This is a genomic window from Pseudomonas sp. L7 (assembly GCF_046605565.1).
Taxonomy (GTDB): domain Bacteria; phylum Pseudomonadota; class Gammaproteobacteria; order Pseudomonadales; family Pseudomonadaceae; genus Aquipseudomonas; species Aquipseudomonas wayambapalatensis.
The window spans coordinates 952,742-967,549 of record NZ_CP176784.1; the positions used below are offsets into that span (position 1 = coordinate 952,742).

Annotated in this window: 13 protein-coding genes and 4 tRNA genes; 10 read left to right on the forward strand and 7 right to left on the reverse strand. The window is 63.4% G+C overall.

The genetic code is table 11. The features are described 5' to 3' along the window. The first annotated feature begins 163 nt into the window (after nucleotides 1-163). From ACK3BK_RS04560 to phnN, 7 genes are all read left to right on the forward strand, one after another. Nucleotides 164-2,050, forward strand: coding sequence for a DUF1302 domain-containing protein (locus ACK3BK_RS04560; protein WP_411383805.1), 1,887 nt, complete (start codon nucleotides 164-166; stop codon nucleotides 2,048-2,050). 24 nt (nucleotides 2,051-2,074) lie between these two features. Beyond that, nucleotides 2,075-3,439 carry a DUF1329 domain-containing protein gene (locus ACK3BK_RS04565; protein ID WP_411383806.1) on the forward strand — a complete coding sequence of 455 codons (1,365 nt, stop codon included), beginning with the start codon at nucleotides 2,075-2,077 and terminating at the stop codon, nucleotides 3,437-3,439. Nucleotides 3,440-3,647: 208 nt separating this feature from the next. Further along, a complete protein-coding gene (clpB, locus tag ACK3BK_RS04570) occupies nucleotides 3,648-6,212 on the forward strand; it encodes an ATP-dependent chaperone ClpB (RefSeq protein ID WP_411383807.1) in 2,565 nt (854 codons plus the stop codon). Nucleotides 6,213-6,548: 336 nt separating this feature from the next. Further along, a tRNA-Asn gene (locus ACK3BK_RS04575) sits at nucleotides 6,549-6,624 on the forward strand. A gap of 4 nt (nucleotides 6,625-6,628) precedes the next feature. Continuing rightward, a tRNA-Pro gene (locus ACK3BK_RS04580) sits at nucleotides 6,629-6,705 on the forward strand. A 6-nt stretch (nucleotides 6,706-6,711) separates the two neighbouring features. Then, a tRNA-Lys gene (locus ACK3BK_RS04585) sits at nucleotides 6,712-6,787 on the forward strand. Between the two features lie 346 nt (nucleotides 6,788-7,133). After that, nucleotides 7,134-7,694, forward strand: coding sequence for a phosphonate metabolism protein/1,5-bisphosphokinase (PRPP-forming) PhnN (gene phnN / locus ACK3BK_RS04590; RefSeq protein ID WP_186710068.1), 561 nt, complete (start codon nucleotides 7,134-7,136; stop codon nucleotides 7,692-7,694). Nucleotides 7,695-7,799: 105 nt separating this feature from the next. Here the strand turns inward: phnN and ACK3BK_RS04595 are convergent, their stop codons facing one another. The 3 genes from ACK3BK_RS04595 to ACK3BK_RS04605 all read right to left on the reverse strand — a co-directional run bounded on the left by ACK3BK_RS04595 (nucleotide 7,800) and on the right by ACK3BK_RS04605 (nucleotide 10,126). Continuing rightward, nucleotides 7,800-9,095 carry an NAD(P)/FAD-dependent oxidoreductase gene (locus ACK3BK_RS04595; protein ID WP_288374235.1) on the reverse strand — a complete coding sequence of 432 codons (1,296 nt, stop codon included), beginning with the start codon at nucleotides 9,093-9,095 and terminating at the stop codon, nucleotides 7,800-7,802. A gap of 84 nt (nucleotides 9,096-9,179) precedes the next feature. Continuing rightward, complete coding sequence (locus tag ACK3BK_RS04600; protein ID WP_054895237.1) at nucleotides 9,180-9,353, reverse strand: DUF3094 family protein; 174 nt, start codon at nucleotides 9,351-9,353, stop codon at nucleotides 9,180-9,182. Between the two features lie 143 nt (nucleotides 9,354-9,496). Further along, nucleotides 9,497-10,126 carry a DUF1780 domain-containing protein gene (locus ACK3BK_RS04605; protein ID WP_065863331.1) on the reverse strand — a complete coding sequence of 210 codons (630 nt, stop codon included), beginning with the start codon at nucleotides 10,124-10,126 and terminating at the stop codon, nucleotides 9,497-9,499. 112 nt (nucleotides 10,127-10,238) lie between these two features. Here ACK3BK_RS04605 and ACK3BK_RS04610 point away from each other — a divergent pair, with 112 nt between their 5' ends. Continuing rightward, entirely contained in the window at nucleotides 10,239-10,934 is a 696-nt protein-coding gene (locus tag ACK3BK_RS04610) for an energy-coupling factor ABC transporter permease (protein ID WP_411383808.1), read from the forward strand. Between the two features lie 167 nt (nucleotides 10,935-11,101). On the opposite strand, the gene yacG is transcribed toward ACK3BK_RS04610, so the two are convergent. Genes yacG through ACK3BK_RS04630 form a run of 4 tightly spaced genes read right to left on the reverse strand, consistent with a single transcriptional unit; the run spans nucleotide 11,102 to nucleotide 13,998 of the window. After that, nucleotides 11,102-11,302 carry a DNA gyrase inhibitor YacG gene (gene yacG / locus ACK3BK_RS04615; RefSeq protein WP_054895240.1) on the reverse strand — a complete coding sequence of 67 codons (201 nt, stop codon included), beginning with the start codon at nucleotides 11,300-11,302 and terminating at the stop codon, nucleotides 11,102-11,104. Continuing rightward, nucleotides 11,299-11,922: a dephospho-CoA kinase gene (coaE, locus tag ACK3BK_RS04620; protein ID WP_411383809.1), complete on the reverse strand. Its 624-nt coding sequence runs from the start codon at nucleotides 11,920-11,922 to the stop codon at nucleotides 11,299-11,301. The genes yacG and coaE overlap by 4 nt, the downstream gene beginning before the upstream one ends. After that, nucleotides 11,922-12,788 carry a prepilin peptidase gene (locus tag ACK3BK_RS04625; protein WP_411383810.1) on the reverse strand — a complete coding sequence of 289 codons (867 nt, stop codon included), beginning with the start codon at nucleotides 12,786-12,788 and terminating at the stop codon, nucleotides 11,922-11,924. The genes coaE and ACK3BK_RS04625 overlap by 1 nt, the downstream gene beginning before the upstream one ends. Nucleotide 12,789: 1 nt before the next feature. Continuing rightward, nucleotides 12,790-13,998: a type II secretion system F family protein gene (locus tag ACK3BK_RS04630; protein WP_411383811.1), complete on the reverse strand. Its 1,209-nt coding sequence runs from the start codon at nucleotides 13,996-13,998 to the stop codon at nucleotides 12,790-12,792. 214 nt (nucleotides 13,999-14,212) lie between these two features. Between ACK3BK_RS04630 and ACK3BK_RS04635 the strand changes: the two genes are divergently transcribed. Continuing rightward, entirely contained in the window at nucleotides 14,213-14,653 is a 441-nt protein-coding gene (locus tag ACK3BK_RS04635) for a pilin (RefSeq protein ID WP_411383812.1), read from the forward strand. Nucleotides 14,654-14,705: 52 nt separating this feature from the next. Beyond that, a tRNA-Thr gene (locus ACK3BK_RS04640) sits at nucleotides 14,706-14,781 on the forward strand. The last annotated feature ends 27 nt before the right edge of the window (nucleotides 14,782-14,808 follow it).

Below are 14,808 nucleotides of genomic sequence, written 5' to 3' on the forward strand. Positions count from 1 at the left end.
AGCGCGAGTGGCCGCTGGCTATAGTCGGGTCAGGGGATTTTCAGGAATGGGGGAGGGCGCACGCGCATGCCGTGCTGCCTCTGGCAGGAGCCTGCTCGCAGCGCTCGGGGCCGTTTCTGAAAGGACTCACTGCCATAACAAAAAAGTACATGGAGTAGCGTCGATGACATCTGCAAACCCGTTCTGGCGCCGGGCCAAGCTGCCCTTGGCCGTCAGCCTCGCTTCCACGCTCGCAAGTCCCGCATTCGGTGTGAGTTTCAACATCGGGGAAATCGAAGGTCAGTTCGACTCATCGCTCTCCATCGGGGCCAGCTGGTCGACTGCCAATCCAAACAAGAACCTGATCGGCGTCAACAACGGCGGCAAGGGCCTGTCCCAGACCTCCGACGATGGCCACCTCAACTTCAAGAAAGGCGAGACCTTCTCCAAGATCTTCAAGGGCATCCACGATCTCGAGCTCAAGTACGGCGACACCGGCGTCTTCGTCCGTGGCAAGTACTGGTACGACTTCGAGCTCAAGGACGAGGGCCGCGAGTTCAAGGATATCAGCGACTCCGGGCGCAAGTCGGGGGCCAAGTCCTCGGGTGCACAACTGCTCGACGCGTTCATCTACCACAACTACGCCATCGCCGACATGCCCGGCTCGGTGCGCTTCGGCAAGCAGGTGGTGAGCTGGGGTGAAAGTACCTTCATCGGTGGCGGTATCAACTCGATCAACCCGATCGACGTCGCAGCCTTCCGCCGTCCTGGCGCCGAGATCAAGGAAGGCCTGATCCCGGTCAACATGTTCTACATCTCCCAGAGCCTGACCGACAACCTGTCGGCCGAAGCCTTCTACCAGCTCGAATGGGACCAGACCGTCACCGACAACTGCGGGACCTTCTTCTCCCAGCCGGACATCATCTCCGACGGTTGCACCGACAACCTGCGCGTGCTCAACAGCAGCCGCGCGGTGCCGGGCGCAGCGCAGCAGTTCCTCGCCACCCGTGGCGTGAACATCAACGAAGAAGGCGTGATGGTGCGCCGTGGCCCGGACCGCGACGCGCGTGACAGCGGCCAGTTCGGCGTAGCCCTGCGCTACATGTTCGAGCCGCTGGACACCGAGTTCGGTGCCTACTTCATGAACTACCACAGCCGTGCGCCGATCTTCAGCGCCACCGGCGCCTCGCCTGCGGTCTTCGCCGGCATTCCGTCGCTGCCGGCCAGCCTGCGTCCGCTGGCGCCGCTGATCGTCGCGGGCAACTCGCAGTACTTCGTCGAGTACCCTGAAGACATCCGCCTCTACGGCCTGAGCTTCTCCACCACCCTGCCCACCGGCACGGCGTGGAGCGGTGAAATCAGCTACCGTCCCAACGCGCCTGTGCAGCTGAACACCACCGACATCCTGTTCGCCGGTGTCCGTCCGCTGGGCGGCGCCCTGGCCAACGCCTCGCTGCTCAGTGGTACTCCGGGCCAGGACCTGCACGGCTATCGCCGCAAGGAAATCACCCAGTTCCAGACCACCCTGACGCACTTCTTCGACCAGGTGATGGGCGCCAGCCGCATGACCGTGGTGGGCGAGCTGGGCGTCACCCACGTGGGCGGCCTGGAGAGCGCGCACGACACCCGTTATGGCCGCGACCCGGTGTTCGGCCCAGGCCCGCTGCCGGCCACCGGCGGCGCCAACACCTGCCAGGCACTCAACGCCAGCACCATCGCCGGTGCCGGGGCTGGGGCGTCGACCACCAACCTCAACCGCAAGTGCGAGAACGACGGCTACACCACCAGCACTTCCTGGGGCTACCGCGCCCGGGTGATCTGGGACTACAACGACGTCTTCGCCGGGGTCAACCTCAAGCCCAACGTGGCCTGGTCCCACGACGTGTCCGGCTACTCGCCGGGCCCTGGCGGCAACTTCGAGGAAGGCCGCAAGGCGATCAGCCTGGGCCTGGACGCCGAGTACCAGAACACCTACACGGCGAGCCTGTCGTACACCAACTTCTTCGATGGCAAGTACAGCACCGTGGATGACCGCGACTTCGTCGCCCTCAGCTTCGGCGTGAACTTCTAAGAACTCTGATCCAGGACGACAACGATGAAGATGACCACAAGTCTGCTGAAAGCCGGTGTGCTGGGCATGTCCCTGCTGGCGACCAGCGTCATGGCTGCGGTTTCCGCCGATGAGGCGGCCAAGCTCGGTACCACGCTCACGCCGATGGGCGCAGAGAAGGCCGGCAACGCCGATGGCTCGATCGGCCCGTGGGAGCCGCTGTCCAAGACTGCCGGCAGTGTCGATGCCAGGGGCTTCCTGTCCGACCCGTACGGCAGCGAAAAGCCACTGTTCACCATCACCGCTGCGAACGCCGACCAGTACAAGGACAAACTGTCCCCCGGCCAACTGGCGATGCTCAAGCGCTATCCGGACACTTACAAGCTGCCGGTGTACAAGACCCACCGCGGCGCGACCGTGCCGGATGCCGTGTACGCCGACATCAAGTCCAACGCCACCCAGACCACCCTGGTCGAAGGCGGCAACGGCCTGAACAACTTCCGCGGCGCGATCCCGTTCCCGATTCCCAAGAGCGGGGTCGAGGTAATCTGGAACCACATCACCCGTTATCGCGGCGGTAGCGTGTCGCGCATGGTGACCCAGGCTACGCCGCAGCAGAACGGCTCCTACAGCCTGGTGTACTTCAGCGACCAGTTCGTGTTCCGCGACAAGATGAAGGACTACGACCCGAACAACCCGGGCAACGTGCTGTTCTACTTCAAGCAGGAAGTGACTGCGCCAGCGCGCCTGGCTGGTACCGTGCTGCTGGTGCACGAGACCCTCGACCAGGTCAAGGAACCGCGCAAGGCGTGGATCTACAATGCCGGCCAGCGTCGTGTGCGCCAGGCGCCGCAGGTCTCCTACGACGGCCCGGGAACCGCCGCCGACGGCCTGCGTACCTCCGACAACCTGGACATGTACAACGGCGCACCCGACCGCTACGACTGGAAGCTCGAAGGCAAGAAGGAGATGTACATCGCCTCCAACGCCTACAAGCTCGACGATCCGAAGCTCAAGTACGCCGACATCATCAAGGCCGGCCACATCAACCAGGACCTCTCCCGCTACGAGCTGCGCCGTGTGTGGCATGTGGTCGCGACCCTGAAGCCAGGCCAGCGCCATATCTATGCCAAGCGTGACTTCTACATCGACGAAGATACCTGGCAGGCCGCGGTGATCGACCAGTACGACGGGCGCAACCAGCTGTGGCGCGTGTCCGAGGCGCATGCCCAGCCGTACTACAACAACCAGGTCCCGTGGTACACCCTCGAAGCCATCTACGACCTGCAGTCGGGCCGTTACCTGGCACTGGGCATGAAGAACGAGGAGAAACAATCCTACGACTTCGGCTTCAAGGCCAGCAAGGCTGACTTCCAGCCTGCGGCCCTGCGTCAGAGTGGCGTGCGTTAAGCGTTCAAAAACCAACTCCGTGTAATCTCCCAGAACGCCCCGGCTTGCCGGGGCGTTTCTGTTTCTGTCGGTTCACCAGGCTGACCCCGGTCAACCCCGCTAAGCTTGAATCTTCCAGAATCAGCCTTATCTATTGGTCATCTCAGGCAGGTTCTTCATTACAGGTGCTGTCCATCGCTCCGCCTGCCCTTTAAAGGAAGGTATCCCCATGCGAATAGACCGACTGACAAGCAAGCTGCAACTGGCATTATCCGATTCCCAATCCCTGGCCGTTGGCATGGACCATCCGGCCATTGAACCTGTGCATCTGCTGCAGGCACTGATCGAGCAGCAGGGCGGTTCGATCAAGCCCCTGCTGATGCAGGTAGGCTTCGACATCAGCAGCCTGCGCAAGGCGCTGACCAAAGAGCTCGACCAGCTGCCGAAAATCCAGAACCCCACGGGCGACGTGAACATGTCCCAGGACCTGGCGCGCCTGCTCAACCAGGCTGACCGCCTGGCCCAGCAGAAGGGCGACCAGTTCATTTCCAGCGAACTGGTGCTGCTCGCCGCCATGGATGAGAACAGCAAGGTCGGCAAGCTGCTGCTCGGCCAGGGCGTGAGCAAGAAGGCCCTGGAAAACGCCATCAACAACCTGCGCGGTGGCGAGGCGGTCAATGATGCCAACGCCGAGGAGTCGCGCCAGGCGCTGGACAAGTACACCGTCGACCTGACCAAGCGTGCCGAAGAAGGCAAGCTCGACCCGGTGATCGGCCGTGACGACGAAATTCGCCGTACCGTGCAGGTGCTGCAGCGCCGCACCAAGAACAACCCCGTGCTGATTGGCGAGCCCGGCGTCGGCAAGACTGCCATCGCCGAAGGCCTGGCCCAGCGCATCATCAATGGCGAAGTGCCCGATGGCCTCAAGGGCAAGCGCCTGCTCGCCCTGGACATGGGCGCGTTGATTGCTGGCGCCAAGTATCGCGGTGAGTTCGAAGAGCGCCTCAAAGGTTTGCTCAACGAGCTGTCCAAGCAGGAAGGCCAGATCATCCTGTTCATCGACGAACTGCACACCATGGTCGGCGCCGGCAAGGGCGAGGGCGCGATGGACGCCGGCAACATGCTCAAGCCGGCCCTGGCCCGCGGTGAGTTGCACTGCGTTGGCGCCACCACGCTCAACGAGTACCGCCAGTTCATCGAGAAGGACGCAGCGCTGGAGCGACGCTTCCAGAAAGTGCTGGTCGAGGAGCCGAGCGAGGAAGACACCATTGCCATCCTGCGTGGCCTTAAGGAGCGCTACGAAGTGCACCACAAGGTGGCCATCACCGACGGTGCGATCATCGCTGCGGCCAAGCTCAGCCACCGCTACATCACCGACCGCCAGCTGCCGGACAAGGCCATCGACCTGATCGACGAAGCCGCCAGCCGCATCCGCATGGAGATCGACTCCAAGCCAGAGGTGCTCGACCGTCTTGATCGTCGTCTGATCCAGTTGAAAGTGGAGTCCCAGGCCCTGAAGAAGGAAGAGGACGAAGCGGCCAAGAAGCGCCTGGAAAAACTCACCGAGGAAATCGAGCGCCTTGAGCGCGAATATTCCGACCTTGAAGAAATCTGGGCGTCGGAAAAGGCCGAGGTACAGGGTTCGGCGCAGATCCAGCAAAAGATCGAGCAAGCCCGCCAGGAGCTGGAAGCCGCCCGCCGCAAGGGTGACCTGAGCCGCATGGCCGAGTTGCAGTACGGGGTGATCCCCGACCTGGAGCGCAGCCTGCAGATGGTCGATCAGCACGGCAAGACCGAGAACCAGTTGCTGCGCAACAAGGTCACCGAGGAAGAGATCGCCGAGGTCGTGTCCAAGTGGACCGGCATCCCGGTGTCGAAGATGCTCGAAGGCGAGCGCGAGAAGCTGCTGAAGATGGAAGGCCTGCTGCACGAGCGGGTGATTGGCCAGGACGAGGCGGTCACTGCCGTGGCCAACGCTGTGCGCCGGTCGCGTGCCGGACTGTCCGACCCGAACCGCCCGAGCGGCTCGTTCCTGTTCCTCGGCCCAACCGGCGTGGGCAAGACCGAGCTGTGCAAGGCGCTCGCCGAGTTCCTCTTCGACACCGAGGAGGCCATGGTGCGCATCGACATGTCCGAGTTCATGGAGAAGCACTCTGTCGCTCGCCTGATCGGTGCACCACCAGGCTATGTGGGTTATGAAGAGGGCGGCTACCTGACCGAGGCGGTGCGTCGCAAGCCCTACTCGGTGGTATTGCTCGACGAGGTGGAGAAGGCGCACCCGGATGTGTTCAACGTGCTCCTGCAGGTGCTGGAGGACGGCCGCTTGACCGACAGCCACGGGCGTACCGTTGATTTCCGCAACACGGTCATCGTCATGACCTCCAACCTGGGCTCGGCGCAGATTCAGGAACTGGTCGGCGACCGTGAGGCGCAACGTGCGGCGGTGATGGATGCGGTGGGTGCGCACTTCCGTCCGGAGTTCATCAACCGGATCGACGAAGTGGTGGTGTTCGAGCCGCTGGGCCGCGAGCAGATCGCCGGTATCACCGAGATCCAACTGGGCCGCCTGCGCGGTCGTCTGGCCGAGCGCGAGCTGTCGCTGAGCCTGAGCCCGGAAGCCCTCGACAAGCTGATTGCCGTTGGCTACGACCCGGTGTATGGCGCACGGCCGCTCAAGCGTGCGATCCAGCGCTGGATCGAGAACCCGCTGGCGCAACTGATCCTCGGTGGCCAGTTCGTGCCAGGTGCGGCGCTCACGGCGAAGGTGGAAGGCGACGAGATCGTCTTTGCCTGACGGTGTTGCCATCGCGGGCTTGCCCCGCGATGGCACCTGCGCAAACCCCGCAAACCCCTGATTTTTCGGCGCGGGATCTAACTCGCTGAAAATTTTGAAAAAAATGCTTGCACAAAAAAACGAGTGCCCCTAATATTCGCACCGCTGTCAGGCACTACGCAGATCACCGGCGGTAAAGATGATCTGAAAACAACTTACAAATCAGTAAGTTGGGTAAAAAAAAGTGGTTGACAAGCAAAACGAAGAATGTAGAATAGCCGGCCTCAGCAGCGACAACGCTGAAGAGATCGAAGCTAACACAAACTTCGAAGCTGTAAGAGTTGTACGAAGTTCAGTTCCGCGATAGCTCAGTCGGTAGAGCAAATGACTGTTAATCATTGGGTCCCTGGTTCGAGTCCAGGTCGCGGAGCCAATTTCGGGGTGTAGCGCAGTCCGGTAGCGCGCCTGCTTTGGGAGCAGGATGTCAGGAGTTCGAATCCCCTCACCCCGACCATTTTCCGGGTCGTTAGCTCAGTTGGTAGAGCAGTTGGCTTTTAACCAATTGGTCGTAGGTTCGAATCCTACACGACCCACCATGTAAAAAGGGCATCTCGAATGAGATGCCCTTTTTCTTTTGTCTCGAGAAAATCATTTCGTAACTCGCGGCTGTTTTACTGGGGTTGCAACTGTCCTGTTCAAAATCTGAAGGCCAGCCACAGTCTCGGTGGCAGCGGCCGACTTGGCGCGCGAGGGGCTGCTGGATATCTTCCCAGCGATTATCATTCGACCAGCCTGCTGCCGCGTTCATTCTCGGCACCGCCGGGCACAGCGGCATCGGTTTGCCCCGGGCCGTGCAAAGGATCAGTGCTGCGAGAGTCGCATGACCGTGGCGATATCCGCGTCGGTGCGGCAGGTATGGCGAGAAGCGAAGAGGGTGTACTGATGGCAGGCAGGTTGATTTACCTGATCGGGCCGTCCGGATCCGGCAAGGACAGCCTGCTGGACGCCGCCCGCGAACAACTGACAGCGCGTGGCTGTCGCATTGCCCGGCGGGTCATCACCCGGTCTGCCGAAGCGATGGGCGAAGCCGCCCTGGCGGTGAGCGCCGCACAGTTCGAGCAGATGCGCGAGGACGGTGCATTTGCCCTGCACTGGCAGGCCAACGGCCTGCACTACGGCATTCCACGGGTCATCGACCAGTGGCTGGAAGAAGGGCACGACGTGCTGGTGAACGGCTCGCGTGGCTACCTGAATACGGCGCGGCAGCGTTATCCGAATTTGCAGGTGGTACTGCTCAGTGTCGAACAGGACATCCTGCGCCAGCGCCTGCTGGCGCGGGGGCGTGAGTCGCAGGAGGAAGTGCAGGCGCGCCTGGCGCGTAATGCCCGCTTTGCCAGCGAAGCGCGCGAGGCCGACCCCGACTTGCTGGTGCTCGACAACTCCGGGCCATTGGCCGACACCGTCTCGCGTCTGCTCGCGCACCTGGAGCGGCCATGCAACTGACCCTGCTTGGCACTCTGCCCTGCCGATCACGCCAGAGCTTGCGGCCAATGCGCGGCGACGTGCTCGCAAAAAGGGCCGCAAAGCGGCCCTCGTGATCTCAGCTGATCAGTGCAACTTCAGGCGCGGCTCGGTGCCGCGGCCGATCTTGCTGCCGATCATCAGCATCGCCGTGCGGAACACCCCATACAGCGCCATCTGGTGCATGCGGTACAGCGATACATAGAACATCCGCGCCAGCCAACCCTCCAGCATCACGCTGCCGGTCAGGTTGCCCATCAGGTTGCCCACCGCCGAGAACCGCGACAGCGACACCAGCGAGCCGTAGTCCTTGTACGTGTAGGTTGGCAGCGGCTTGTTCTCCAGCCGCGCCTTCAGGCTCTTGGCCAGCATCGATGCCTGCTGGTGCGCCGCCTGCGCCCGCGGCGGCACATTGCGGTCGCTGCCCGGCTGCGGGCAGGCAGCGCAGTCGCCGAAGGCGAAGATGTCGTCATCCCGCGTGGTCTGCAGCGTAGGACGCACCACCAGCTGGTTGATCCGGTTGGTCTCCAGGCCGTCGATATCCTTGAGGAAGCCCGGCGCACGAATACCCGCCGCCCACACTTTCAGGCTCGCCTGGATCACTTCGCCGGTCGCGGTCTTCAGGCCTTCCTCGGTCACTTCGCTGACCGCGGCGTTGGTCATCACCGTCACCCCGAGTTTCTCCAGGGTCTTGTGCACCGGCACGCTGATGCGCTCCGGCAAGGCTGGCAGCACGCGCGGGCCGGCCTCGATCAGGGTGATGTGCATGTCCTTGGGCTGGATGCGGTCCAGGCCGTAGGCGGCCAGCTCGTGCGCAGCGTTGTGCAGCTCCGCCGCCAGTTCCACGCCGGTAGCACCGGCGCCGACGATGGCCACGCTGATCTGCTCGCTGGCCTGATCGCCGGCGTGGGCGCGCAGGTAGTGGTTGAGCAGTTGCTGGTGGAAGCGCTCGGCCTGCTTGCGGCTGTCCAGGAACAGGCAGTGCTGCGCCGCACCCAGGGTGCCGAAGTCGTTGGTGTTGCTGCCCACGGCGATCACCAGGGTGTCGTAGCCCAGAGTGCGCGCGGGCAGCAGCTCGCGGCCTTGTTCGTCGAGGGTCGCAGCCAGCTGGATCTGCTTGCCTTCCCGGTCCAGGCCGCTCATGCGCCCCAACTGGAAGTTGAAGTGGTTCCACTTGGCCTGGGCCACGTAGTTCAGCTCGTCTTCCGAGGAGTTCAGCGAGCCGGCAGCCACTTCGTGCAGCAGCGGTTTCCAGATGTGCGTCAGGTTGGCGTCGACCAGAGTGATCTCGGCGCGTTTGCGCTTGCCAAGGCTCTTACCCAGGCGGGTCGCCAGTTCCACGCCGCCGGCGCCGCCGCCGACAATCACGATGCGATGAGTCATGGGGATATCTCACAAGTTTTACGGAATTCTTGGACACAAGGTCCGGCCGCTGCGTGCGAGAGAGGAGGGCGAGCGCAAGGCAGCTCATAGCACCAGTCCACTCAGCAAGCGGCTCAACAGGCCCAGACCAATGGTCACGATCACCACCAGGGCAAGGAGCAGCCAGGGCCTGAAAGGCTTGCGCTCGACTTGATGCTGGGGGGCTCGCAGATACTCATCGACGCGACGCTGATCTTCCGGATTCAGGCGGCTGGTCATGGTGGGCCTCGTGGGTAGACGCTTGGGATGACGAGAACGCTACAACCTTTGCTGCAGCGTTATCGCAAGCACGTGCAACAAATGATAATACCTTTCATCTCCGCCGCCGAGTGTACGCCATCGCAAAGACACCCGGCACGCGATCAAAGACTGATACCGACATCGAACAGAATGCTGCGCCCCAGGTTGCCGCGCAGGAAATCCGGCGCGTCCGGGTGGGCGAACAAGACCCGGGCGAAGGTCGGCCCCACCAGCGACAGCGAGCGCCAGCCCTGGCGCAGGTATTCGGTGGGTGGCGGGAAATGGCTGTTCAGGTCGAGCACTTCGCGCTTGAGGCTGGCGAAGGCGATGATATCCAGCTCGCTCAAGTCCAGCCCGCGCTCGCGGTAGTTGTGCGCCTTCTTGCGCAGGGTCGGGGCCAGGCGCGCGAGCAGCTCCTGCGCGCTGATGCGCCGGGGGCGCGCCTCGCGGCGCACCAGTTGGGCCAGGGAGAAGGCACTGCGCCGGCGCTGCAGTTCCTCGCGCCATTCGTCGTTGAGCCGACGCCCCTCGTCGAGGACGAAGAACACCTCGAACGCCGCATCGCGAAACAGCACGTCTGGCGGCTCTTGCCCGGCCGGGGTGAAGTCTTCGCTGCGGTAGGGAATGTTCAACCCTTGCAGCAGCCGTTGGCAGACCCAACGCTCACGCTCCCATTTGCGGGCATTGGACAGGAACGCGTTGGCTTGTTCGGCCTGGATGGTAAGCAGGCGCAGGTAGTCTGAGTCATCCATGGGAACAAGCTTAGCCTGCAATTGTGAAGGATAAGGGCTTGTTTGTTCGTGGGAATCGTCATCAGGGAATGGGTGTAGACTCGAAAGCATCCGACATGCACGCGAGGTCGCGATGATCAGCGCACAGGTCCTGTCCTCCACCAGCCTCACGCTTGGCTGGCTGGCCTACGTGCCCCTGTTGATCTGGGCGGCCAGCCGCACTCGCTGGGTCGAGCTGTTCAGCGACCCCCGCCGCCAGCACCTGCTGTTCGGCACCGTGTTCTGCCTGTTCGCGCTGTGGCTGGTGCGCCGCGATTTCGACACCGGCGTGTCCTACCACTTCATCGGCATGACTGCCGTGACCCTCCTGCTGGACTGGCCGCTGGCCATACTCGGCGGTTTTCTTGCCCAGCTCGGCCTGCTCGCCCTCGGCCGTCAGGACCTGGCCGCGCTGGGCGTCAACGGCCTGTTGATCATCGGCTTGCCGGTGCTGGTCACCGAGGTGTGCGCGATCCTGGTCGAACGCGCCCAGCCGCGTAACCTGTTCGTCTATATCTTCTGTTCAGGATTCTTCGCCGCCGCCCTGGCGACCTTGCTGTGTCTGATGGCCGCGCTGGGCGTGCTATGGCTGGACGGTCTGTTCGCCATGCCCGAGTGGCTCAGCGATTTCGTCGGCTACCTGTGGCTGATGATATTCCCCGAGGCCTTCATCAACGGCACCGTGATCAGCGCCCTGGTGGTGTTCTGCCCCGAGTGGCTGGAAACCTTCAACCGCACCCGCTATCTGCAGGCCCCATGGAAGGATGACGAGGGCCAGGGGAAGGGCTGAATCGCCTCTAAAAACCTCTGTGGAACCCCCTTTGGAAGTCACCTGTGGGGAACTGTCTTGTTGAAAATCTAAAGGTCAGCACAGCCCCTGTGGGAGCGGCGGTTCGGCGCTCCGACTTGTCCCGCGATCACCGGCAAAGCCGGTGCCATCCCCACCCCCTCATCAAATCAATGCCGAGGCTCAAGATCCCCCGAATACAGCTCATCCTCCGACTCCGGCGCCGCTGGAATCTTGTGTTCCTCGGCCGCCCAGGCCCCCAGGTCGATCAGCTTGCAGCGATCCGAGCAGAACGGCCGGTTCGGGCTCTTCTCGCTCCATTCCACAGGTGCGCCACAGGTCGGGCAATCGACGGTCATTGGCTGGCTCAAGGCTGGCCTCCTCGCAAAGTCAGGTAAAAGGCATGCAACTGGTCGATCTGCTGATGCAGCCACGGCAGGTCGCGGTCATTGACCACCACATCGTCGGCATGGCGCAGGCGCTCTTCCCGCGCCAACTGCGCCTTGAGAATCGCCTGCACCTGCTCCTCGCTGATGTTGTCACGCTGCAGCGTGCGCGCGATCTGCACCTCTTGCGGCACATCGATCACCAGGATGCGCTGGGTCTTCTGGTACTGCCCCGACTCGATCAGCAGCGGCGATACATACACCGCATAGGGTGACTCGGCCTTGGCCAGGTAGCTGAAGATCTCCTGCCCGATCAGCGGGTGCAGCAGTTGCTCGAGCCAGCGCCGCTGCGCAGGGTCGACAAAGATCTGCTGGCGCAGGGCCGAGCGGTCGAGGGTGCCGTCATCCAGCAGCACGCCCGCACCAAAGCGCTCGACGATGCTCGCCAGCGCCGGCCGACCCGGCTCGACCACCCAGCGCGCCGCCTGGTCGGCATCCACCAGGTGCACGCCAAGCTCGACGAAACGCTCGGCAGCAGCGCTCTTGCCGCTGCCGATGCCGCCGGTCAGTCCGAGAATCCAGGGGGTAAATGCAGCAGTGGTCATCAGTATCCGAGCAGTTGCATGTAGGAAGCGTATATTTCATCACCCCAGAGCCATGCGATCCAGCCCGCAATTGCCAGATAGGGCCCAAAAGGCATCGTCGTCCCCAGCGAAGCCTTGCGCAGGCGCAGCAGACACAGCCCGATCACCGCCCCCACCACCGACGACAGCAACAGTGTCAGCGGCAGCACCTGCCAGCCGCCCCAGGCGCCCAGCAGCGCCAGCAGCTTGAAGTCGCCATAGCCCAAGCCCTCCTTGCCGGTGACCAGCCGAAACAGCCAATACACCGACCACAGGCTCAGGTAACCGACCACCGCCCCCCACAGCGCATCGGCCAGCGGCACGAACAGCCCGAAGGCATTGACCACCAGCCCCAGCCACAGCGTCGGCAGCACCAGCACATCCGGCAGCAATTGATGTTCCGCATCGATCAGGCTCAGGGCCAGCAGGCACCACGTCAGCACCAGCGCCAACAGCGCTTGCACGCTCACCCCGAAATGCCACGCCACCACCAGCGACAGCCCCGCGCAGACCAGCTCCACCAGCGGATAACGCGGGCTGATCCGCCCCTTGCACGCCGAGCAGCGCCCGCGCAGGGCAAGGTAACTCACTACCGGAATGTTTTCCCACGCCCGAATCCGATGCCCGCAACTGGGGCAGTGCGAGGCCGGCAGGCACAGGTCGAAACGCTCATGCGCCTGCACCGGCATCCCCAGCACCTCCCGCGCCTCGTTCTGCCACTGGCGTTCGAGCATCACCGGCAAGCGATGCACCAGCACATTCAGAAAACTGCCCACCAGCAGCCCGAGCACGGCTGCACTCGCCAGGAAGAACCCTGGCTGGTCGGCAAGAAAAGTCCACAGATTCATGTCAGATCAGGCTACCCAACTGGAAGATCGGCAAGTACATGGCCACTACCAGGCCACCTACCAGAACACCGAGGATCAGCACGATGGCTGGCTCCAGCAGGCTGGTCAACTGCTCCAGCGCCTGCCCGACCTGCTCCTCGTAATGACAGGCCGCCTTGTTCAGCATCGCCTCCAGCGTGCCGCTGGATTCACCGATCGCCGTCAACTGCACCAGCAGTGGCGCGAACAACGGCTCCAGCGCCATCGCCTGATGCAGCCCCAAGCCATTGGCCATGCCTTGGCGCAACTGGCGAATCGCCCGCTCGTGCAAGGCATCGCCGCTCGCCGCCGCTACGGTTTCCAGCGCATCGAGCAGCACCACCCCCGAACCATAGGCCGTCCCCAGGCTGCGTGCGAACCGTGCCAACGCCGCATGGCTCAACAACCGCCCGAACACCGGCACTCGCAGCGCCTGGCGAATCATCCACAACCGCCCCGGCAGATGCTCCCGGTACAGCTTGCGCAACGCCAGCCCCGCCACACCGAATACCCCCAGCACACCGAGCAGATGGCGCCCCAGCGCGTCAGACAATTCGATAACCCACCGGGTAAATGCAGGTAGCTCCTTACCCACCCCCGCAAACACCCCCTCGAAGCGTGGCACCACCTCCAGCAACAGCAACGCCGACACCCCAAGCCCCGTCAGCAGCAGAATCAGCGGATACAGCATCGCCTTGCGCACCCGGCGCCGCAGCGCCTGACGCCGCTCCAGCAGGTCTGCCAACTGCTCCAGTTGCCGATCCAGCGTCCCCGACTGCTCTCCGACCCGTACCAGGTTGCAGTACAACGCATCGAACCAACGCGGGTGCCGCTGCAACGCATCCGCCAACCCCAGCCCCGCAGAAACATCCTGCTGCAAGCGCCCCAGCAACCCCACCATCCCAGCGTCAGCACCACTGCGCCCCATCACCTCGAACGCCTGCAGCAGCGGCACTCCCGCCTTCAACAGCGTCGCCAACTGACGCGAAAACCCCGGCGCATCCACCTTCTCCCGTCGCACCGGCAGTTTCCAACCCCGCCCACCCGCAGGCCACACTCGCGCGCCCTCGATGCCCTGGCGTAACAACCCCGCCTGCACGAATGCCGGGCTACGTCCCAGCATCTGCCCACTGACCCGCGCCCCCTGCGCATCCACGCCCTGCCACGCATACAACCGAGTCGAACCCTTCATTCACCAGCTCCTTGCTACACCCCGACAAGCTCCGTAACAGCTTGCCGCGCCCCACCCAGGGCAGAAACTCCAGACGCCCACTAGAGTAGTCGAGCGGACATGACGTCCAGCCACGCAGGGGTGACAAAAGGTGTCCGTTGGGCTCTACTGCGCCCCAGCCGGCCCCGGCCCGCCCAGCGGCTCGCGGCCTGAACGAATCGACAAGGAACCTGTTATGAAAGGCCAACGCGGTATCACCCTCATCGAACTGATGATCGTCGTCGCGATCATCGGCATCCTCGCGACCATCGCGATCCCCATGTACACCAACCACCAGGCCCGCACCAAAGCAGCGGCCGGCCTCCTGGAAATCTCCGCGCTCAAGACCCCGATGGACCTGCGCCTGAACGAAGGCAAGGACGTCGCCGACGTTACCGCGCTGGGCGGGCAACCCACGACCAACCACTGCGCCATCGTCGCCAGCGGCAATGCCGCTGCAGGCACCGGCAGCATCGTCTGCACCCTCGCGGATGCGCCTGCGAACGTGGTGGGCAAGCGCCTGACACTGACCCGCGCGGCGACCGGGTGGGCGTGCACCACCGACATCGAAGAGGATCTCGCGCCCAGCGGCTGTGCAGGTTCGGCGGGGCAGGGTGGGGCGCAGGGTAATAAGTGAGGGGAAACAGGGGTTTGCGTATGGATGGCGGCGGTGGTAGCTTTGCGGACACGCCGGTGTAGCTCAGTCGGTAGAGCAGCGCACTCGTAACGCGAAGGTCGCAGGTTCGATTCCTGTCTCCGGCACCACATCCAGCTCCACTGCATTCCGCTGAA